This is a genomic window from Grimontia kaedaensis (assembly GCF_023746615.1).
Classification (GTDB): Bacteria; Pseudomonadota; Gammaproteobacteria; order Enterobacterales; family Vibrionaceae; genus Enterovibrio; species Enterovibrio kaedaensis.
Genome location: NZ_CP082275.1, coordinates 1,843,335 through 1,862,332, shown reverse-complemented (window position 1 = coordinate 1,862,332; position 18,998 = coordinate 1,843,335). Strand labels below are relative to the sequence as shown.

Annotated in this window: 20 protein-coding genes; 16 read left to right on the top strand and 4 right to left on the bottom strand. The window is 47.2% G+C overall.

From position 1 onward, the window contains the following. Positions 1-122: 122 nt before the first annotated feature. The 11 genes from ccoN to ttcA all read left to right on the top strand — a co-directional run bounded on the left by ccoN (position 123) and on the right by ttcA (position 10,174). Positions 123-1,550, top strand: a complete 1,428-nt coding sequence (ccoN, locus tag K6Q96_RS08530) for a cytochrome-c oxidase, cbb3-type subunit I (RefSeq protein WP_251879509.1) — start codon at positions 123-125, stop codon at positions 1,548-1,550. A 12-nt stretch (positions 1,551-1,562) separates the two neighbouring features. Then, a complete protein-coding gene (gene ccoO, locus K6Q96_RS08525) occupies positions 1,563-2,174 on the top strand; it encodes a cytochrome-c oxidase, cbb3-type subunit II (RefSeq protein ID WP_251879507.1) in 612 nt (203 codons plus the stop codon). Positions 2,175-2,183: 9 nt separating this feature from the next. Next, positions 2,184-2,351, top strand: a complete 168-nt coding sequence (locus K6Q96_RS08520; RefSeq protein ID WP_002537147.1) for a CcoQ/FixQ family Cbb3-type cytochrome c oxidase assembly chaperone — start codon at positions 2,184-2,186, stop codon at positions 2,349-2,351. Next, positions 2,348-3,319, top strand: a complete 972-nt coding sequence (gene ccoP, locus K6Q96_RS08515; RefSeq protein ID WP_251879505.1) for a cytochrome-c oxidase, cbb3-type subunit III — start codon at positions 2,348-2,350, stop codon at positions 3,317-3,319. Before K6Q96_RS08520 ends, ccoP begins: the two co-directional genes overlap by 4 nt. A gap of 77 nt (positions 3,320-3,396) precedes the next feature. Beyond that, positions 3,397-3,888, top strand: coding sequence for a FixH family protein (locus K6Q96_RS08510; protein WP_251879503.1), 492 nt, complete (start codon positions 3,397-3,399; stop codon positions 3,886-3,888). Further along, a complete protein-coding gene (locus K6Q96_RS08505; protein ID WP_251879501.1) occupies positions 3,885-6,278 on the top strand; it encodes a heavy metal translocating P-type ATPase in 2,394 nt (797 codons plus the stop codon). Before K6Q96_RS08510 ends, K6Q96_RS08505 begins: the two co-directional genes overlap by 4 nt. 4 nt (positions 6,279-6,282) lie before the next feature. Next, positions 6,283-6,474 (top strand): cbb3-type cytochrome oxidase assembly protein CcoS, encoded by a 192-nt coding sequence (gene ccoS, locus K6Q96_RS08500; protein ID WP_251879499.1) that lies wholly within the window; start codon positions 6,283-6,285, stop codon positions 6,472-6,474. Continuing rightward, on the top strand, positions 6,475-7,146 hold the full coding sequence (locus K6Q96_RS08495; protein ID WP_251879497.1) for a sulfite exporter TauE/SafE family protein: 672 nt from the start codon (positions 6,475-6,477) through the stop codon (positions 7,144-7,146). It begins immediately after the preceding gene. 66 nt (positions 7,147-7,212) lie between these two features. After that, the gene (gene fnr / locus K6Q96_RS08490) at positions 7,213-7,956 is read left to right on the top strand and encodes a fumarate/nitrate reduction transcriptional regulator Fnr (protein ID WP_251879495.1); all 744 of its coding nucleotides are present in this window, start codon (positions 7,213-7,215) and stop codon (positions 7,954-7,956) included. Between the two features lie 141 nt (positions 7,957-8,097). Then, a complete protein-coding gene (uspE, locus tag K6Q96_RS08485; protein WP_251879494.1) occupies positions 8,098-9,048 on the top strand; it encodes a universal stress protein UspE in 951 nt (316 codons plus the stop codon). Positions 9,049-9,247: 199 nt separating this feature from the next. Beyond that, positions 9,248-10,174: a tRNA 2-thiocytidine(32) synthetase TtcA gene (gene ttcA, locus K6Q96_RS08480; protein WP_251879492.1), complete on the top strand. Its 927-nt coding sequence runs from the start codon at positions 9,248-9,250 to the stop codon at positions 10,172-10,174. Between the two features lie 62 nt (positions 10,175-10,236). Here the strand turns inward: ttcA and K6Q96_RS08475 are convergent, their stop codons facing one another. From K6Q96_RS08475 to K6Q96_RS08465, 3 genes are read right to left on the bottom strand one after another with little or no spacing between them, the layout of a single operon-like run. Then, the gene (locus K6Q96_RS08475; protein ID WP_251879490.1) at positions 10,237-10,881 is read right to left on the bottom strand and encodes a DUF2987 domain-containing protein; all 645 of its coding nucleotides are present in this window, start codon (positions 10,879-10,881) and stop codon (positions 10,237-10,239) included. Beyond that, positions 10,878-11,651: a glucosaminidase domain-containing protein gene (locus tag K6Q96_RS08470; RefSeq protein WP_251879488.1), complete on the bottom strand. Its 774-nt coding sequence runs from the start codon at positions 11,649-11,651 to the stop codon at positions 10,878-10,880. The genes K6Q96_RS08475 and K6Q96_RS08470 overlap by 4 nt, the downstream gene beginning before the upstream one ends. After that, positions 11,652-12,461: a DUF2189 domain-containing protein gene (locus K6Q96_RS08465; RefSeq protein ID WP_251879486.1), complete on the bottom strand. Its 810-nt coding sequence runs from the start codon at positions 12,459-12,461 to the stop codon at positions 11,652-11,654. A gap of 342 nt (positions 12,462-12,803) precedes the next feature. Between K6Q96_RS08465 and potA the strand changes: the two genes are divergently transcribed. From potA to K6Q96_RS08445, 4 genes are all read left to right on the top strand, one after another. Next, positions 12,804-13,919 carry a spermidine/putrescine ABC transporter ATP-binding protein PotA gene (potA, locus tag K6Q96_RS08460; RefSeq protein WP_251879484.1) on the top strand — a complete coding sequence of 372 codons (1,116 nt, stop codon included), beginning with the start codon at positions 12,804-12,806 and terminating at the stop codon, positions 13,917-13,919. After that, complete coding sequence (gene potB, locus K6Q96_RS08455) at positions 13,903-14,760, top strand: spermidine/putrescine ABC transporter permease PotB (RefSeq protein WP_192815496.1); 858 nt, start codon at positions 13,903-13,905, stop codon at positions 14,758-14,760. The genes potA and potB overlap by 17 nt, the downstream gene beginning before the upstream one ends. Beyond that, entirely contained in the window at positions 14,757-15,527 is a 771-nt protein-coding gene (potC, locus tag K6Q96_RS08450; protein ID WP_002537168.1) for a spermidine/putrescine ABC transporter permease PotC, read from the top strand. The genes potB and potC overlap by 4 nt, the downstream gene beginning before the upstream one ends. 126 nt (positions 15,528-15,653) lie before the next feature. After that, positions 15,654-16,694 carry an extracellular solute-binding protein gene (locus K6Q96_RS08445; RefSeq protein ID WP_251879482.1) on the top strand — a complete coding sequence of 347 codons (1,041 nt, stop codon included), beginning with the start codon at positions 15,654-15,656 and terminating at the stop codon, positions 16,692-16,694. A gap of 52 nt (positions 16,695-16,746) precedes the next feature. On the opposite strand, the gene cobB is transcribed toward K6Q96_RS08445, so the two are convergent. Further along, entirely contained in the window at positions 16,747-17,463 is a 717-nt protein-coding gene (cobB, locus tag K6Q96_RS08440) for a Sir2 family NAD+-dependent deacetylase (protein ID WP_251879480.1), read from the bottom strand. A 212-nt stretch (positions 17,464-17,675) separates the two neighbouring features. Between cobB and K6Q96_RS08435 the strand changes: the two genes are divergently transcribed. Beyond that, on the top strand, positions 17,676-18,929 hold the full coding sequence (locus K6Q96_RS08435; protein ID WP_251879478.1) for a porin: 1,254 nt from the start codon (positions 17,676-17,678) through the stop codon (positions 18,927-18,929). Positions 18,930-18,998: the final 69 nt, after the last annotated feature.

The following is an 18,998-nucleotide window of genomic DNA, read 5'->3' as shown; positions in this document are numbered from 1 at the left end:
ATGCATCAAGTGGGTATAAATCAATCACTATCCGCATTGCATTGCTTCTGGGGTGGCATTGTGACGTTTAAGTCACTTTGTAGTACGTGAGTGTAGTAATTAAAAAAGTGGAAGCATGCAATATGAGCCAAGAAAAGCAGCTTGAACTGGAATACAACTACCGCGTTGTCCGTCAATTCACCTTGGTAACTATCCTATGGGGAATTGTGGGCATGGGTGTTGGTGTTCTAATAGCCGCTCAGCTGGTATGGCCTGCGCTGAACTTCGACATTCCTTATCTGACTTATAGCCGTTTACGCCCACTGCATACTAATGCGGTGATTTTTGCGTTCGGTACCAGCGCCCTGTTTGCGACGTCTTATTACGTCGTGCAGCGCACCTGTCAGACAAGATTGTTCGGAGGCAAGCTGGCTGAATTTACCTTCTGGGGATGGCAAGCAATCATTCTGTCTGCAGCAATAACACTACCAATGGGATTCACCAGTGGTAAAGAGTATGCTGAGCTGGAATGGCCAATCGATATCGCCATTGCGGTTGTGTGGGTGTCATACGCCGTCGTGTTCTTCGGAACCATGATCAAACGAAAAACCTCGCACATCTATGTTGCTAACTGGTTCTTCGGTGGATTCATCATCACAGTCGCTGTTCTGCACATCGTAAACAGCATGGCTATTCCAGTGTCTGGAATGAAGTCATATTCGATATATGCAGGCGCAATAGATGCCATGATCCAATGGTGGTACGGTCACAATGCTGTAGGCTTCCTTTTGACTGCAGGTTTCTTGGGTATGATGTACTACTTCGTACCGAAACAAGCAGGTCGTCCGGTTTACTCCTATCGCCTTTCTATCGTTCACTTCTGGGCACTGGTTTCTCTGTACATCTGGGCAGGTCCTCACCACCTGCATTACACTGCCCTGCCTGACTGGACTCAGTCACTGGGTATGGTGATGTCTATTATCCTGTTTGCTCCATCTTGGGGTGGCATGATCAACGGTATCATGACCCTGTCAGGTGCTTGGCACAAACTGCGTTATGACCCAATCCTCCGATTCCTGATTGTTTCTCTGTCTTTCTACGGTATGTCTACCTTCGAAGGTCCGATGATGGCAATCAAGACAGTTAACGCACTGTCACACTACACCGACTGGACAATCGGCCACGTTCACTCCGGAGCCTTGGGGTGGGTAGCGATGGTATCAATCGGTGCGGTTTACCACCTAATTCCAAAATTGTTCGGGCAAGAGCGTATGTACTCTATCAACCTGATCAATGTCCATTTTTGGCTAGCAACTGTAGGTACCGTGCTGTACATCGTTGCAATGTGGATTTCCGGCGTAATGCAGGGTCTGATGTGGCGTGCAGTTAACACTGACGGCACACTGACTTACAGCTTTGTAGAATCTTTGGAAGCGTCTTATCCGTTCTACTTTGTACGTTTCGTTGGTGGCGCAATCTTCTGGTCAGGCATGCTCTTGATGGCTTACAACACCTACAAGACTATTGCCGCACCAAAAGCAAGCCTCAAATCCATTGAGCAAGCAGCATAAGGAGACCAACGAATGAGTTCTAGTCGTCATGAAATTGTAGAAAAGAATGTTGGTCTTTTCGCTATCCTCACGGTCATTGCTATCAGCTTAGGTGCGCTTGTTGAAATCACCCCGCTGTTGTTCCAAAAGCAAACGACCGAACCTGTCGATAACCTGCGCCCTTACACTGCGCTAGAGATGGAAGGCCGAGACATTTACATCCGTGAAGGCTGTAATGTTTGTCATAGCCAAATGATCCGTCCATTCCGTGCAGAAACTGAGCGCTATGGCCACTACTCTGTGGCGGGTGAAAGTGTTTGGGAACACCCATTCCTATGGGGCTCCAAGCGTACAGGTCCAGATTTGGCGCGCGTTGGTGACCGTTACTCTGATGAGTGGCACCGCGTTCACCTTATCGACCCCCGTGCGGTTGTGCCTGAGTCAAACATGCCTGGCTTCCCTTGGTTGGCAGAGAATGTTCTGACAGGCGACAACACAGCTAAGAAACTGACTGTTTTCCGCGATATGTTCGGTGTTCCTTACACTGATGAGCAAATTGCAAATGCGAAAACAGACGTTGAAGGTAAGACGGAGATGGATGCCATCATCGCTTACTTGCAGTCACTCGGCCACGCGATGAAGTAAGGAGCTCTTATGGCATCTTTTCATGCCCTATGGACGCTAGCGATTTTCGTATGCTTCATTGTAATTGTGCTTTGGGCCTATAGCAGTCGCCGTAAAAAGGAATTCGACGAAGCTGCTAACCTTGTCTTCGCGGACGAGGAAAAAGGCGATAAAAAGACAGGAGAAGATAACAAATGACTACATTTTGGAGTCTATTTATCACTGTCATTACCCTTGGTACGTTGGTAGGTTGTGCCGCACTGATTATTTGGTGTGGCAAAGACCTTGATGGCGTGGCTGATGGTGAAGATATGGGCCACGAATACGATGGTATTCGTGAGCTGAATAATCCACTGCCTAAGTGGTGGTCGTACATGTTTTGGGCGACCATCGTATTCGGTGCAGTCTATTTCGTACTGTATCCTGGTCTGGGTAACTGGAAAGGCGTTTTCAATTGGAAGAGTTCTGCTCAGGACGTTGCCAACATTGAAGAGTCGCGTCAGTTGCTCGCTGACAGCGACGGTATCAATCAGTACGCGCGTGAGCTAGCGTCTGCGAATGCGGTTTTCGGCGAAACCTTCCGTAAACTCGCATACAAGCCAGGTTCGGATGAACTGCAAGACATCACTGAAATTGCTAAGAATCCTGAAGCGATTAAAGTGGGCCAGCGTCTGTTCATTCAAAACTGTGCTCAGTGCCATGGTTCTGATGCTCGTGGTCAGTCAGGCTTCCCCAACCTAACAGACGACGCTTGGTTGTATGGTGGTGAGCCAGAAACGATTAAAGCGACTCTGGTTAATGGTCGAGTGGGTAACATGCCAGCATGGCTTGATGCTTTTGGTGATGACGGAGTTCGCGAAGTGGCTTCTTACACACTGAGTCTATCGGGTCGTAAAGTTAATGCTCAGGAAGCGGCGAAAGGTAAAACACGTTTCGTTGTTTGTGCGGCTTGTCACGGCACGGATGGTAAGGGCAACCCAGCATTTGGTGCACCTGATCTGACTGATAACGTATGGCTATTTGGTGGCTCTCGTAAAGCCGTTGAAGAAACGATTCGCTACGGTCGCCAAGGCGTTATGCCAGCGTGGAAAGACATTCTGGACGAAGACAAAATCCAGCTCCTTTCCGCTTATGTCTGGCAGCTCAGCACACCACAAAACCAATAAAATCAATTATTAGTTAGTTAAGCCCCTGCTTGCAGGGGCTTTTTTCCCCAAGAATTCAGTTCACACAGGAAAGCGATATGATTAAGCCATGGTATAAGCAGTTCTGGCCCTGGTTCCTGATAGCCCTCCCAGGTAGCGTTGTCGTTGCAAGCCTCTTTACTTTTTCTCTTTTCAGTAAAAATCAGGTATCCCTCGTCGCGGAAGACTACTACAAAGAAGGTAAAGGCATTAACGTCGATATATCGCGCTTGAAAAAAGCCGATGAGCTAGCCATCTCCGCTTTCCTGTCTGCACAGAATGACACTGCGATTTTCACTTTGGACAAAGGTGAACTTACTCAATACCCTACTCTAAAAATCACATTCCAACACCGTACGCTTGCTGATAGAGATATCGAACAAATGGTCAATGCTGACGCTTCAGGCCGCTATCGACTGGCTTTGAGCGAACCGCTTACTGGCCCTTGGTATGTTGAAGTAAACGCATTCGATGGAACATGGGCATTAAACGGCCGAGCGAATTTCCCATCTGAAGGCCCAGTAGAGTTGTATGGTCAGAGCAAGGAATGACGAAAGAATGTTATCACTGTGGAGAGCCGGTTCTCACCGGTGACTCCTATAAAGTCGAAATTCAGGGCGTTTACCGCATTATGTGTTGCCCTGGATGCGAAGCAGTCGCCGCGACCATTGTGGCAAGCGGCCTCACCTCTTACTACGAATACCGTACCGCTCCGGCAGAAAAAGCTAACCTCGTCCCCGAAGAGCTCCAGTCGCTATCGCTTTATGACAATGAAGATGTCCAACAAGAATTTGTCCGCCATGAAGATGGTATTGATGAGGTTGTGCTGTCAGTAGACGGTGTGTCTTGTGCGGCATGCGCTTGGCTGATTGAGAAGCAGCTAAACAACCAAGAAGGTGTTTCGCGTATTCGCGTGAATACCACAACTAACCGTGCGACACTTCGTTGGGATCCATCTAAAACTAAACTGAGTACGCTGCTCAACAAGATCCATGCATTGGGATACAAGGCCGCGCCATTTGAGGCAGATAATCAGGAAGCTCAGTATCACCACACCATGAAGCAGTACCTGTTTAAATTGGGTATTGCAGGTTTGGCAACCATGCAGGTCATGATGTTGGCTGTGGCAATGTACTTCGAGGTGTTCGGAGACATGGATGAATCTTTCCGAGATTACTTCCGCTGGGTCAGCCTAATATTCGCTACACCAGTACTCCTTTATTCAGCAATGCCGTTTTATATCAACGCTTGGCGGAACTTAAAGGCAAAAACGCTTGGGATGGACGTTCCAGTTTCAATTGCGCTTTTGTTTGCCTATTTCGCCAGCCTGTATGCCACTGTCACTGGGAAAGGCGAAGTGTTCTTTGAATCTATCGCCATGTTTACCTTCTTCTTGTTGGTGGGCAGGTTCCTTGAAATGCGAGCCCGAAGAACGGCGGCGGCTGCAAGTGCAAACCTCCTCAAACTGATACCACGTTTGGCGACACTTTCATCTGGCGAGCAGATACCCGCAAAATCTTTGTCGATTGGCCATGTAGTGCGAGTACTCCCAGGGGAACCCTTCCCTGCTGATGGTATGGTTGTTGAGGGCGTGACCACTGTTGATGAGTCGATGCTTACGGGTGAATCGATGCCCGAATCACGCAAGATTGGTGACAAAGTCTATGCCGGCACCATGAATATCGATGGCAATGTTGATGTTGAAGTCTCTGCAGAGAAAAAGGACTCACTCATCGCGCATATCGTCCAACTTCAGGATGCCGCCCAGCTTGCAAAGCCGAGGGTCGCCGAGATAGCAGATATTGTTGCGCGCTACTTTGTTGCGGCAATCCTTGTCATCTCTGCATGTACTTGGTGGTATTGGCAGAGTCATCGTCCAGAGGATGCCTTCTGGATCATGCTTTCCGTTCTCGTTGCTACCTGCCCTTGTGCATTATCTTTGGCAACACCTACCGCGCTTACCTGTTCAACATCAACGTTCGGCAAGCTTGGGATTTTACTCCGCCGCGGTCACGTCTTTGAAACGCTCACACGAATCAATCGTGTTGTTATAGACAAAACGGGTACGCTCACAGAAGGTAATATCTCTATCTCTGACACTCAGCTTTACGCTGATATCGATGTGGAGCAAGCAAAGGCGATAGCATCTTCTCTCGAGTCCTATGCAAACCATCCAATTGCTGAGGCTTTTAGTAATTGTTCGAAGCAAGACGGCATAGAAAACGTAGAAAACGTGATTGGCGAAGGTTTGAAAGGCCAGTTCGGTAACAAGGAGTGGAAAATCGGTAAACCTGAGTTTTCACTGAACAATACAGATATCGCTGCAAATAGCGCCCATCAAATCTGGTTATCACGAGATGGCGAAGCAATTGCATCCTTTCTTTTGGTCGACCCTATCCGTGAATCCAGTCAAACGCTTATAGACAAATTCCACGAGGCTGGTATCAAAGTCACCATGCTGACGGGTGATAACTCAGCAACGGCACAAGCAGTTGCTAACAAACTTGGTATCGATGAATTGGTCGCGGGTGTTTCGCCTCAAGGTAAGCTTGAATACTTAAATTCTTTACCTAGTGATCAAATCACCATGATGATTGGTGACGGCGTGAATGATGCCCCCGTATTGGCTGGTGCTCATCTATCCGTAGCGATGGGTGGCGGTACAGATGTCGCGAAAGCTTCTGCCGATATGGTCTTGCTTGGCGATGATCTGACCAAACTGTTAGATGCACGCAAACTGGCAGGTTTTACACAAAAAATCATTCGTCAGAATCTAGCGTGGGCATTAGGATACAATCTTGTCATCTTGCCATTGGCGGTGATGGGATTTGTCGCGCCTTATGTGGCTGTAGCAGGTATGTCCGGCAGCTCTGTAATCGTCGTTACAAACTCGCTTCGTTTGTTTAAGAAAGATTTAGTCGAAACGCTGAAGGGAGTGTAACGATTTGGAAAGTCTCTATATTCTCATCCCCATCGCTATTGTTCTTGTCTGTGTCGCCGTTGGTATTTTTATCTGGGCGGTAAAATCCGAGCAATTTGAAGATTTGGAAAGGCAAGGTATGAACATTCTTCTTGATGAAGATGATCCTTCTTCCGAATCAAAGAAAACTGGTAGCGTTAAGTCGGAAAAAGAGTAAATGCCACTTACTGATCTCTTTGCTGCATTCATGGTTGGCCTGCTAGGTGCAGGCCACTGTCTTGGTATGTGTGGCGGTGTTGCTGCCGCAGTTTCTATGGGGACACCCCAAAACCGACGCAAATTCCCCTTCTTACTTTTTTATAACGGTGGCCGCCTGTTTTCCTATGGGTTGATTGGTGCAATGGCTGGCGGGCTGGTTTCTGGTGTTTTGAGCGTTACCCAATTGACGCAGGATCTCCTTTGGCTGAGGCTAGTCGCAGCAGTGATGATGATTCTTCTCGCGCTTTACATCGGTCGTTTCTGGAATGGCCTTGCTTATGTTGAGCGCGTTGGACAGCAGCTTTGGAAACGAATTTCTCCACTTTCCTCCAAGTTGCTTCCACTGAAATCGCCGCTTGCAGCATTACCGTTTGGTATGTTGTGGGGTTGGCTACCGTGCGGGCTGGTTTATTCCGCTCTGAGCTGGGCAGCTGTCGCTGGAAATGCGTTTCATGGTTCATTGATAATGGTCGCATTTGGTTTAGGAACACTTCCTGCAATGCTTTTGGTTGGCACCGCTGCAGAGGCAACCAAGAGTCTCCTTAACAATATGACATTCCGAAAACTCTCATCTTTGATACTGCTAATGTACGGAATTATTACCGCTTATTCTGTATACAATCAGTTGTAGTAAGGCTCGCTTTCTTTTCCGGAAATGGTAAGATCTTGACTAAAATCAATATGGCTAAGCAGGCTCATGATTCAAGACAAAATTCCTACTAAACGTGTTCAATCTGGTGGTTGCGCAATCCATTGTCAGGACTGCAGCATCAGTCAGCTTTGTATCCCATTTACGTTAAGCGAGAGTGAACTGAATCAGCTTGACCAAATTATCGAGCGTAAAAAGCCGATTCAAAAAGGTCAGCCATTGTTCCAAGCAGGTGATCAACTTCGTTCTCTGTATGCTATTCGCTCTGGCACTATCAAGAGCTACACCATTACAGAACAAGGTGACGAACAAATCACGGCTTTCCACTTAGCTGGTGACCTTGTTGGCTTTGATGCCATTAACCATATGTCCCACCCTAGCTTTGCTCAGGCGCTGGAAACATCGATGGTTTGTGAGATCCCATTCGAAATCCTGGATGACCTTTCAGGCAAAATGCCTAAACTGCGTCAGCAAATCATGCGTTTGATGAGTAGTGAAATTAAAGGCGACCAGGAAATGATCCTGCTTCTTTCTAAAAAGAATGCCGAAGAGCGCCTTGCTGCATTCCTTCACAGCCTGTCTACCCGCTTTTCAGCGCGCGGTTTCTCAGCAAAAGAATTCCGCCTCACCATGACACGCGGTGATATCGGTAACTACCTTGGCTTGACCGTAGAAACCATAAGCCGTCTGCTGGGCCGTTTCCAGAAAAGTGGAATCCTGAGTGTAAAAGGCAAATACATCACTATTCTTGATCACGAAGAACTGAGCCATTTAGCAGGCGTATCCAAGTAAACACCTGCCCTAGACCTAAATGTCGAAATGGCGCTATACGCGCCATTTCTCTTTTTTTGCTTTTATCCATCTGAATTTATCGCAACATCCTGCCACAATAGGTTAAATTAAAGTATCGGCATCACTAAGCTGGAGGTTGTTATGAATAGATATACCAACTTGCTCGTCGCTATCGATCCCGACCATGAAGAACAACCTGCTCTCTCCCGTGCGATGGACATCGCTAGGAAATCCTCTGCGCCAGTAAAAATCACTCTGTTCCTTGCTATCTATGACTTTTCGTATGAGATGACTTCAATGTTGTCAGCAGAAGAACGTCAGGCGATGCGTGCAGGTGTACTTAAACAGCGTGAAGAGTGGATAGATTCAGTTGTTGAGCAAAATGCGTCTAAAGGAATCGACATCGTTAAACACGTTGTCTGGCATAATCGCCCTTATGAAAGCATGATCGCTAAGGTGTTTGATGGCGACCATGACCTATTGATCAAAGCGACCCACCAACACGATAAACTAGGCTCATTAATCTTTACCCCAACCGACTGGCATTTGCTGCGTAAGTGTCCTTGTCCGGTGCTTTTAGTCAAAGAGCATAGCTGGCCTGAAAACGGCAAGATACTCACAGCAGTGAACGTTTCGTCTGAGAATGAAACCCATGAACCGCTCAACGACAAACTCATCGATGAAGCAAAAGCCATGAGCAAACTCCTCACTGCAGAAGTCAATCTGGTCAATGCGTATCCTGCTACACCGGTGAATGTCACTATAGAGCTTCCAGAGTTTGATCCAGCATCCTACACTGATGCTGTTAGGGGCCATCACCTCCTTCAAATGAAAGCGCTGCGCCAAAAACACAGCATTGTTGAAGAACAAACTTTCTGTATGGAAGGCTTGCCGGAGGATGTTATTCCGGCCGTTGCCAAAGAATTGGACGCTGAACTCGTGATTCTAGGGACAACAGGTCGTGTTGGTTTGTCAGCGATCTTTATTGGTAATACTGCCGAGCACACTATCGATCAGCTCAATTGCGATGTATTAGCGATAAAACCTGATGGCTATGTCAGCCCGCTGGCGCCCAATGTTGGCTTGGGCTAAGAGGATAATTTTGAAAAGCGCCGAATGGCGCTTTTTCTTTGTCTATGACTTTGAGTCTATTTCCTTTCGACACTGGCATCCTGGCACGAAATCCGTATCATACGCGCCTAACCTTCGCATCGGGGAGCGATGTGCCATCACCATATGCCATTGGCTGGCTTGATCGCGTAGAGAAATTTTAGAGGCACTTAGTATTAACATGTCGAATCAAGAAATCACGAAAGCACAAAAGTACAACCAGAATAAGTTGCAAAAGCGCATTCGCCGTAACGTTGGCCAAGCCATTGCAGACTTCAACATGATTGAAGATGGCGACCGTATCATGGTTTGTCTGAGTGGTGGTAAAGACAGCTACACCATGTTGGAGATCCTGCAAAGTCTACAGAAAAGCGCACCGATTTCTTTTGAACTTATTGCAGTAAACCTGGACCAGAAACAACCGGGTTTCCCTGAGCACGTGCTGCCTGAGTATCTTGACGGTCTTGGCGTTGAGTACAAGATTGTAGAAGAAGACACCTACTCGATTGTTAAAGACAAAGTACCAGAAGGTAAAACCACCTGTTCGCTATGCTCTCGCCTGCGTCGCGGTATCCTTTACCGTACGGCTAAAGAGCTAGGCGCAACCAAGATCGCACTAGGTCACCACCGTGACGATATTCTTGAAACACTATTCCTGAACATGTTCTATGGCGGCAAGATGAAAGGCATGCCTCCTAAACTGGTTTCTGACAACGGTGAGCACGTGGTTATTCGTCCGCTGGCATATTGCCGTGAGAAAGATATCGAGCGTTATGCAGAAGCAGCCGAGTTCCCGATTATTCCTTGTAACCTGTGTGGGTCGCAGCCAAACCTGCAACGTCAGGTGATCAAAGAAATGCTTCGCGACTGGGACCGCCGTTTCCCAGGCCGCATCGAAACCATGTTCCGTGCCATGCAAAATGTGGTGCCATCACATTTAGCAGACTTCGAACTGTTTGACTTCAAGACTATCGACAAAGACTCTGGCGTGATCAACGGCGGTGATACTGCTTTCGATAAAGAGCAGTTCGGTGATACACAGCCTTCAGAAGATGACGTGATTGAATTTGACCCGTCAATGAAGCTGGATGTCGTTCAGGTCAACTAAGCTGAGCATTAGGTACAAAAAAGCCCGCGATTGCGGGCTTTTTGATTCTTGGTATTCCGCCATTAACTTTGCGGAATCCATGGTGTGACTTTCAACGGTACTTCAGGAAAAAAGACACGCTCTCCGTTTTTCAACTCATCAGCGCGGATAACGGCGACTTTACCATCCACACTGATGGTGCGACCCTCTGACGTTTTCAGCTCAGGTTGGGTATCAGCAAAGTGGACAGTTACTCCTTCCACTTCGGGCATAAACCATGAAGCAAACATGCCACCTAAATCCTGCATCATAGTCGTCATTTGAGGAACAAGATTACTGACCTCTTCTTCCGTCACCTCAGTACCAAAACTGCTCTTTGCCAAGACCTGGAATGAAATATCACAAGCTTGGTCACCCGCCGTTTCAATAAACACATCCGGATTCACTTTACGCAGGTAGTTATCAATGGGCAGAGGCAGCTCTTGTGAAGCCGGGATATCAAACTCCTCGTAGTGCTCTTTCTTAGTCATCCAGGCTTTGGTGATTTGGCAAGTCGCTCCTGTTGAAGGAGAGACCATAAAATATCCAATCTTTACGTCTGGATGGTCTTCACCGTAGTTATGTTTGAGCTGGGTATAAAGCTTGCTATAACTGAACTTTACCTGCGCCGCAGCAACAGGTGATGAAATTACAGCTGCCAGCAAGACGGCCGTAAGTCCTTTAATCATCCTTGGCTCCAATACTTCTCGTTGTATCGAATCATGCTTTGCACTTCATCGACATAAGCTTGACCGCGCTCAGAATAGCTTTTCAATCCGTTAGCCAAAGCAACGCCGGAAATCGGTTCACCTGATTTTCTCAGGTCAGCACGGATATCACGTAACTGAGCGTATGCTTTGTTACGGTTGACGTTCAGAAAATACGCGCGGATTGATTGATAAGTGTCTTTGAACACGGCGACTTCGTGGGTTTTACCCTGCGAGCGTGCACTTGGCACCATGCCGCAGCCAGAAGTGTAACACCACTGACCAAAGTAGTTATTTCCTTCGCGGGCAAAGCGTGATGTGCCCCACCCAGATTCCTTGGCTGCCTGAGTTAACACAAGATCTACAGGTATCACATCCACACGCTTGAGGGCTTCTTGATACCATTTTTTGTCCGCGCCCTCTTCTGGAAGTGGCAGATTAAACAGCTCGGCCACACGGGCAAGAAACGCTTCGTCTTCATCCGTTGGTGTTTTGCCTTTTTCCAGTCCAATGAGCCGCGTGCGTGCGTTCTCGATCAGTCCGTTGATATAGTTGATGCCAGGTTTCATAAAAGCCACAAACGCTTTCTTTTTCTCATCAACAATTTTGTAGGAAGCAAAATCAGGCTTCTCGACCATTGAAGGTGGTGGAGAAGCCGGTTGGAGTTTGTCTACGGTGAGAGGAGTTTGTGGTGCGTCGCTACACGCTGAAATTAATAGAGCCGAAGCCAATACAGCATAGGGAAGCTTCATTTAAGCGTTGAAAACCTCTTTGTTGCCATCGTCAGAAGAAGAGTCATCATCCCCTTCTTGTGACACGGTCACTTCAATACCAACACCGAACATTTCGCGGTAAAGCACGCCCTTCACATTGAACATAAATGGCAACGCCCATACCAGCGCCAAACCTGCGGTTGCATAAGAAAACACGAACAGGACAGCAATGACGATGTAAACCAACGTTAATGGTATCAGTTTTTTGATAATCGCCCTAAATGAAACGATCATCGCCTCTACCGGCCGAAGGCGCTTTTCACAGATCAGCAAAATGGTCATAGAGAAGGTGATACCGAGGAAGATACCCAACAGTGGTATTAACTGACTGCTAAAGCTTTGCAGAGCATTGATAAAGCTCATGGCCAGTGTTACGGCGAGTGCATAAGCCAAACCTTTGATGATATGCCTTGGCTTAGTTCTGAATCCAATGGCATGACTCAACCCCATTAAGCTTGCCCCTGCGTAAAGGGGCGCTGACAGGACTGTGGCTGCAAAAACAGCAATCCGCGCTGATGCCATAAGATCAGGCGTCATCTGCTGTTTACCAATGAAGGCTTCCATCACCGAATAAGGCGTGCCATTCATAATGGTCAGCGCCACCAGGAAAATCAGGATGTGCGCCATGGTCAAAACGACGGTAGCTGGCAGGAACTGCCAAAAATGCTTCTGCGTCAGCTTAACGGCTTCCTGAACCACACTGGAAGCACTTAAGTTGTAGTTACCGCTCAGCGCATTCTCTAAGGTGCCGCCAACGTGAAGTGCGTTGCTCAACTGTTGTTTATTCATAGCAAAGTAACTTTTGTCTTTAGCCTAAGAAATTTCCCCACTCTTAAAGTTATAGGTGATATTTTTTGGACACGTCTCAAGGTGTCGCATTTTTAGGCGTCACATTAACGGTCTATACTACCGAACGCCTTCGTCTCCAATTTATCGACGCAGGTCACAAGAATCGGATTTGCTCGCGGTTTCTACAATTTCCGATACCGCGTCAACTTTTGGGCGAAAAATTGCCGATAAAACATGAAAAAACGCTTTAACTTCATGGTTCGCGCGTCTATCATGCGCCGTCTATTTTTAGGGGAATTTTTACTTAGCTAATCGCCCGCGGTGTAAGGAGTGAGAGTAGAATTGAACGCAACACAACCAATTAAAAAACCCGTTGTCCAGTTGAAAGGACTGTGTAAGAGCTTCGATGGAAAAGAGATCATCTCAAACTTCGATCTTGAAATTAACAACGGTGAGTTTTTAACCATTCTAGGTCCGTCAGGTTGTGGCAAGACCACAGTACTTCGTTTGATTGCTGGTCTTGAAGATGCAGACGATGGCCAAGTTATCATCGATGAGCAGGATGTTACTGCTATCCCCGCAGAACAACGCCATGTAAATACCGTATTCCAGAGCTATGCGCTGTTCCCACACATGACTGTGTTCGACAACGTTGCTTTCGGCCTGCGCATGCAGAAAGTCGCTGAAAGTGAGATCGAACCTCGTGTGATGGAAGCACTTCGTATGGTTCAACTCGAGCAATTCGCCCCTCGTAAACCTCACCAGCTTTCTGGTGGCCAGCAACAACGTGTTGCTATCGCGCGTGCTGTGGTGAACAAACCTAAAGTATTGCTATTGGACGAATCGCTCTCTGCGCTGGATTACAAACTACGTAAACAAATGCAGATGGAGCTGAAACAGCTCCAGCGTAAACTTGGCATTACTTTCATCTTCGTTACTCACGATCAGGAAGAAGCCCTGTCGATGTCTGACCGCATCATTGTGATGAAGTCAGGTGAAGTAGTCCAAGATGGAACCCCTCGCGAAATCTACGAAGAACCTGCAAACCTGTTTGTTGCGCGCTTCATTGGCGAAATCAACGTGTTCGATGCAGATGTCATCTCGCGCATCGATGAGCAGCGAATTACTGCGACCATCGAAGGCCGTGAGTGTCAGGTTTACTGTAAGTTGGACGTCAAAGCGGGTGACCGTGTGAAAGTTCTGCTTCGCCCTGAAGATCTGCGTATCGAAGAAATCGAAGCGGCAGATTCTGGCAATGGCATTATCGGTTACGTTCGCGAGCGCAACTACAAGGGCATGACGCTGGATTCAGTGCTTGAGCTGGAATCTGGCATGTCAGTCATGGTCAGCGAGTTCTTCAATGAAGACGATCCAGATGTAGACCACTCATTGGATCAGAAAGTTGCGATTACCTGGGTTGAAAGCTGGGAAGTGGTACTGCCTGATGAAGAAGCTTAATCTCCAAAACGCCATCATTGGCGTGATTGTAGGTTGGTTGCTGCTGTTCGTGTTTATTCCGAACCTGATGATTATTGTCACCAGCTTCCTTACCCGCGATGACGCAAACTTGATTGAGATGACCTTCACCTTGAGCAACTACGCCAAGTTGATGGACCCGCTCTACGCGAAGGTGGTTTGGCATTCATTCTACATGGCAGCCATTGCTACTCTGCTCTGTTTGCTGATTGGTTACCCGTTTGCGTACATTATTGCGCGCATGCCAGTGAAATGGCGTCCTGTGATGCTGTTTATGGTGATTATTCCTTTTTGGACTAACTCACTGATCCGTACTTATGGCCTGAAAATTTTCTTGGGTACCCGTGGTTTGCTTAACGAAGGCCTACTGACGCTGGGTATTATCGATAAGCCACTACGTATTATGTACACCGAGTATGCGGTGATGATTGGCCTAGTTTATATCCTGCTGCCATTTATGATTCTTCCGCTTTACTCAAGTATCGAGAAGCTGGACAACAGCTATCTTGAGGCGGCGAAAGATTTGGGCGCAAGCAAGCTTCAGGCATTTATCAAAGTCATCTTGCCTTTGACCATGCCGGGCATCATTGCTGGCTGTCTTCTGGTTCTGCTTCCAGCACTGGGTATGTTCTACGTATCTGACCTGCTGGGCGGCGCGAAGAACCTGTTGATTGGTAACGTCATCAAGAGTCAGATCCTGAATGTTCGTGACTGGCCGTTTGGTTCAGCAGCGAGTATTTCCCTGACTGTATTGATGGGTCTTATGCTGTTCGCCTACTGGCGTGTTGGCAAACTGATTAACAAGAAGGTAGAGCTGGAATGAGTAAGTTTTTCCGTACCAGCTTTATGTCGCTGGTCTATGCGTTCTTATACATCCCTATCGTCATTCTTATCGTTAACTCGTTTAACGAAAGTAAATTCGGTATGGAGTGGAAAGGTTTTACCACCAAGTGGTACACCCTGCTTTTGAATAACGACAGCCTGGTGCAGGCGGCGTGGAACTCACTGACCATTGCTGTGTTTTCTGCAACCGCAGCGGCGGTTATCGGCAGTCTGACTGCCGTTGCCCTGTTCCGCTATCGCTTCCGCGGTAAAGGCTTCGTGAATGGCATGCTGTTCGTGGTAATGATGTCTCCTGACATCGTAATGGCAATCTCGCTATTGGCACTGTTCGTGTTGATGGGCGCACAACTGGGCTTCCTGACCCTATTGCTGTCACACATCACTTTCTGTCTGCCGTTTGTTGTCGTGACGGTTTACAGCCGACTGAATGGTTTTGATGCACGTATGCTTGAAGCAGCGAAAGACTTAGCTGCGAGTGAGTGGACGATTCTGACAAAAATCATTCTGCCTCTGGCCGCACCTGCCGTTGCTGCAGGCTGGTTGTTAAGCTTTACCCTGTCTTTGGACGACGTCATCGTTAGTTCGTTCGTGACGGGTCCAAGCTACGAAATCTTGCCACTGAAAATCTACTCAATGGTTAAGGTTGGCGTTTCTCCAGAAGTGAATGCTCTGGCGACGCTGATGCTTATCGTCTCTCTCGTGCTGGTTATTTGCTCTCAGATGCTGGCACGCGACAAAGTGCGATAATGATACGAGGGGATCAACCTTCAAGGTCGTTCCCCTCTGTTGTTTTCGCATTTTTCAGTCACGGATGGTTCAAACCACCCATTATTCTAACTAACTCATACCAACAAAAAACTACAGGAGTTTTCGATGAAAGCCTGGTCCAAGTTTGTGCTAGGAAGCGCCCTGTCCTTCTCTCTTCTTTCTACTGCTGCTGTTGCTGACGAAGAGCTCTACTTCTACAACTGGTCAGAATACATTCCTACTGAAGTGCTTGAACAGTTCACTGAGGAAACTGGCATCAAAGTCATTTACTCAACCTACGAGTCAAATGAAAGCATGTATGCAAAATTAAAAACACACCCTGAAGGTTACGATCTGGTTGTGCCATCGACTTACTATGTGAAGAAGATGCGCGACGAAGGCATGCTGCAAAAACTCGATAAAAGCAAACTCAGCCACTTCGACGGCCTTGATCCAAACAACCTGAACAAGCCGTTTGACCCAGATAACCAATACTCTATCCCTTACATTTGGGGCGCTACAGGTATTGGTGTGAATACAGACTTTATTGAAAAAGACTCTGTTAACTCATGGGCCGACCTTTGGAGTCCTAACTACGAAGGCCAACTGCTGATGATGGATGACGCTCGTGAATTCTTCCATATCGCGCTGACCAAACTCGGCTACTCGGCTAACACCACCAACCCGGAAGAAATCAAAGCGGCTTACGATGAGCTAAAGAAGATTATGCCAAACGTGCTGGTGTTCAACTCAGACTTCCCAGCAAACCCTTATATGGCAGGTGAAGTTGCACTGGGTATGCTTTGGAACGGTTCTGCTTACATCGCTCGTAGCGAAGGCGCACCCGTCGACATCGTATGGCCAGAAGAAGGCGCGATTTTCTGGATGGATAGCCTTGCGATCCCAGCGACAGCGAAAAACGTGGACGCTGCACACAAGATGATCGACTTCCTGCTACGTCCTGAGAATGCAGCGAAACTGGCTATCGAAATCGGTTACCCAACTCCGGTTAAAGCGGCTTACCCTCTCCTACCGAAAGCATTCAAAGACGATCCAAGCATCTACCCACCACAAGATGTGATGGAGAAAGGTGAATGGCAAAGTTCAGTTGGCGAAGCGAATGTGCTTTATGAAGAGTACTTCCAAAAGCTGAAAGCGGGTCAATAAACACACAAAAAGCGGCCAATGGCCGCTTTTTATCACTCATTGTCAAACCAGCTCAATCTTGCAGTGCAAGAATCTCTTCAACCAGTTCTGGGACCAAAACGCTCGCCTTTCCATAACGCTTTTCATCAAACTCACTTTCTACAGCACTCGGTTCCAGGTTCACTTCAATCGTTCTCGCGCCATTAATCGCCGCTTCGTGCACAAACCCTGCTGCAGGATAAACAGAGCCCGACGTACCAATCGAGATAAATAGGTCTGCTTTTACCAAGGCGGTATGAATCTTGTCCATATCAAGTGGCATTTCACCAAACCAGACGACATGTGGCCTCATTGGCGATGGCATTTGGCAGCAATGGCATAAATCATCGACCATGATGTCATCTTTCCAATCCAACACCTGATTAGAACCGCTGCAGCGCGCTTTCAATAACTCGCCATGCATATGGATAATGTTTTCGCTTCCCGCACGTTCATGAAGATTGTCGATGTTTTGTGTGACAACAGTCAGTGATCCTTCCAGCTCCTGTTCCAGCTTTGCCAGCGCTTCGTGAGCAGCATTCGGAGCAACACCTGACTGCAATTGTCTTCGGCGTTGGTTGTAGAAGGTTTGAACTAATGCCGGATTTCTTGCGAAACCTTCAGGCGTGGCAACATCCTCGATGTGATGCTCTTCCCATAAACCGTCTTGAGCTCTGAAGGTCCGGATCCCTGACTCTGCAGAGATACCAGCACCTGTAAGTATGACAATGTTTTTATAGGGAAATTGCATGTTGAGCTTCCTTTCTATTCGAGGGATCTACGCGCTTTTTTCATCATTCATCCATTAGCGCTTTAAACCTTTATATCACTGTTGATATTGGCAAAACAGCTCAGTGAGACTAGACCATGGTCGAAATCCTACATAAAACAGTATTTAACGAGAGAAATCCGAAATATGTCTTATATTTAATAAGTGTCCCAAACATGAATCGGAACGACTAATTGCGACCGCTCAAACTCACATTACTTGCCGCTTCAGCAGCTACATTAGCTTCAGGTAATACTGCGGCTAATGAGCACGTCAAGGTCAGTGGGTTCGGAAATATATCTGCCATTCACTCAGGCTCCGAAGATTTTGGTTTCGTTTATGACCTAACCAAAGAAGGTGTCTTTGACGAGTGGAGCGTTAAAGCGGGTTCTGCGGTGGGATTACAACTTAATGCCAGTCTCTCTGACAATTGGGACTTTGTGATTCAGGGAGTTGTTCAGGATCGTATAGAAAACAATTTAAATAAGAGCATTGCCTGGGCCTTTCTCCGATACAAAATCTCTCCAGACGTGACCGTTAGAGTCGGACGTATCGCCACTCCGATTTATATGTTGTCAGAATACCGCGATGTAGGTTTTGCTTACCTGTGGACCAAACCCATCACCGATTTCTACGCCAATATTCCTATTACCAGCTTGAATGGCGGTGACATTGCTTACACCAAACCATTTTCAGATGGCGTCATAGAAGCCAAAGTGTTTGGTGGGCAGTCCGAAGTATCCATAAACACCGTATTTAGCTCTTACGAAGTGACATTGTCACCTCTAGTGGGGGCAAAAGTTAGTTTTATGTCTGACCATTGGAACCTCTCAGCTTCAGCGGCCTCGGCCAAAGTTGATGAGGGAAACCCAGCGGCGTCTTTGATCGCGTTAGCTGCAGGGAACACGCAAATTCTAGCAGCATGGCCCTCACTTCAAGGCACATTGCAGGACTTTGAATTCGAATCAACACGCTTTCACTACTATTCGGTCGGCGCTCAATATGAAACCGGAGACTGGAACGTACAAACCGAATTGAGTTACACGGATGCTGATTGGCCTTTCTTTCCAGATTTGATGGCGGGATATACCAGCCTCGGAAAAACAGTTGATGACCTCACCATTTACGGTTTTGTTTCAAAAGCAAAATCTGTAGGCAACTTCTACGAATTAGAACCACCACTTGGTAACGTTTTAACAGTACCAGAGATCAGTTATGCATATGAGGTAATCAAGACCAACCTAGATGCAAGAGTGATCGACCAGGAGACGTTCGGTGTTGGAGCGCGTTATTACATCAATCCACAGCTATCACTAAAAGGACAATTTGAAAGAACTTGGTTGAACAACGATAGGATCGGGGGCTGGTCAGTAACTGAAAAAAGCCTAACAAAGCCAGTACCTGAATATATCGATACCTTCTCTATTAGCCTGAGTTTTGTGTTCTGATATGAAAAAATTTGTATTCGCAATACTCACATTGATATGGCTAGCATGGTCTCCCGGAGTCCGTGCCGA

Coding starts and splice junctions, on each gene's coding strand:
- cobB (WP_251879480.1), bottom strand. CDS start 17,463: ATGCAATTTCCCTATAAAAACATTGTCATACTTACAGGTGCTGGTATC.
- K6Q96_RS08510 (WP_251879503.1), top strand. CDS start 3,397: ATGATTAAGCCATGGTATAAGCAGTTCTGGCCCTGGTTCCTGATAGCC.
- ccoP (WP_251879505.1), top strand. CDS start 2,348: ATGACTACATTTTGGAGTCTATTTATCACTGTCATTACCCTTGGTACG.
- ccoN (WP_251879509.1), top strand. CDS start 123: ATGAGCCAAGAAAAGCAGCTTGAACTGGAATACAACTACCGCGTTGTC.
- K6Q96_RS08495 (WP_251879497.1), top strand. CDS start 6,475: ATGCCACTTACTGATCTCTTTGCTGCATTCATGGTTGGCCTGCTAGGT.
- K6Q96_RS08445 (WP_251879482.1), top strand. CDS start 15,654: ATGAAAGCCTGGTCCAAGTTTGTGCTAGGAAGCGCCCTGTCCTTCTCT.
- K6Q96_RS08505 (WP_251879501.1), top strand. CDS start 3,885: ATGACGAAAGAATGTTATCACTGTGGAGAGCCGGTTCTCACCGGTGAC.
- ccoO (WP_251879507.1), top strand. CDS start 1,563: ATGAGTTCTAGTCGTCATGAAATTGTAGAAAAGAATGTTGGTCTTTTC.
- uspE (WP_251879494.1), top strand. CDS start 8,098: ATGAATAGATATACCAACTTGCTCGTCGCTATCGATCCCGACCATGAA.
- potC (WP_002537168.1), top strand. CDS start 14,757: ATGAGTAAGTTTTTCCGTACCAGCTTTATGTCGCTGGTCTATGCGTTC.
- K6Q96_RS08520 (WP_002537147.1), top strand. CDS start 2,184: ATGGCATCTTTTCATGCCCTATGGACGCTAGCGATTTTCGTATGCTTC.
- K6Q96_RS08465 (WP_251879486.1), bottom strand. CDS start 12,461: ATGAATAAACAACAGTTGAGCAACGCACTTCACGTTGGCGGCACCTTA.
- K6Q96_RS08475 (WP_251879490.1), bottom strand. CDS start 10,881: ATGATTAAAGGACTTACGGCCGTCTTGCTGGCAGCTGTAATTTCATCA.
- fnr (WP_251879495.1), top strand. CDS start 7,213: ATGATTCAAGACAAAATTCCTACTAAACGTGTTCAATCTGGTGGTTGC.
- ttcA (WP_251879492.1), top strand. CDS start 9,248: ATGTCGAATCAAGAAATCACGAAAGCACAAAAGTACAACCAGAATAAG.
- K6Q96_RS08470 (WP_251879488.1), bottom strand. CDS start 11,651: ATGAAGCTTCCCTATGCTGTATTGGCTTCGGCTCTATTAATTTCAGCG.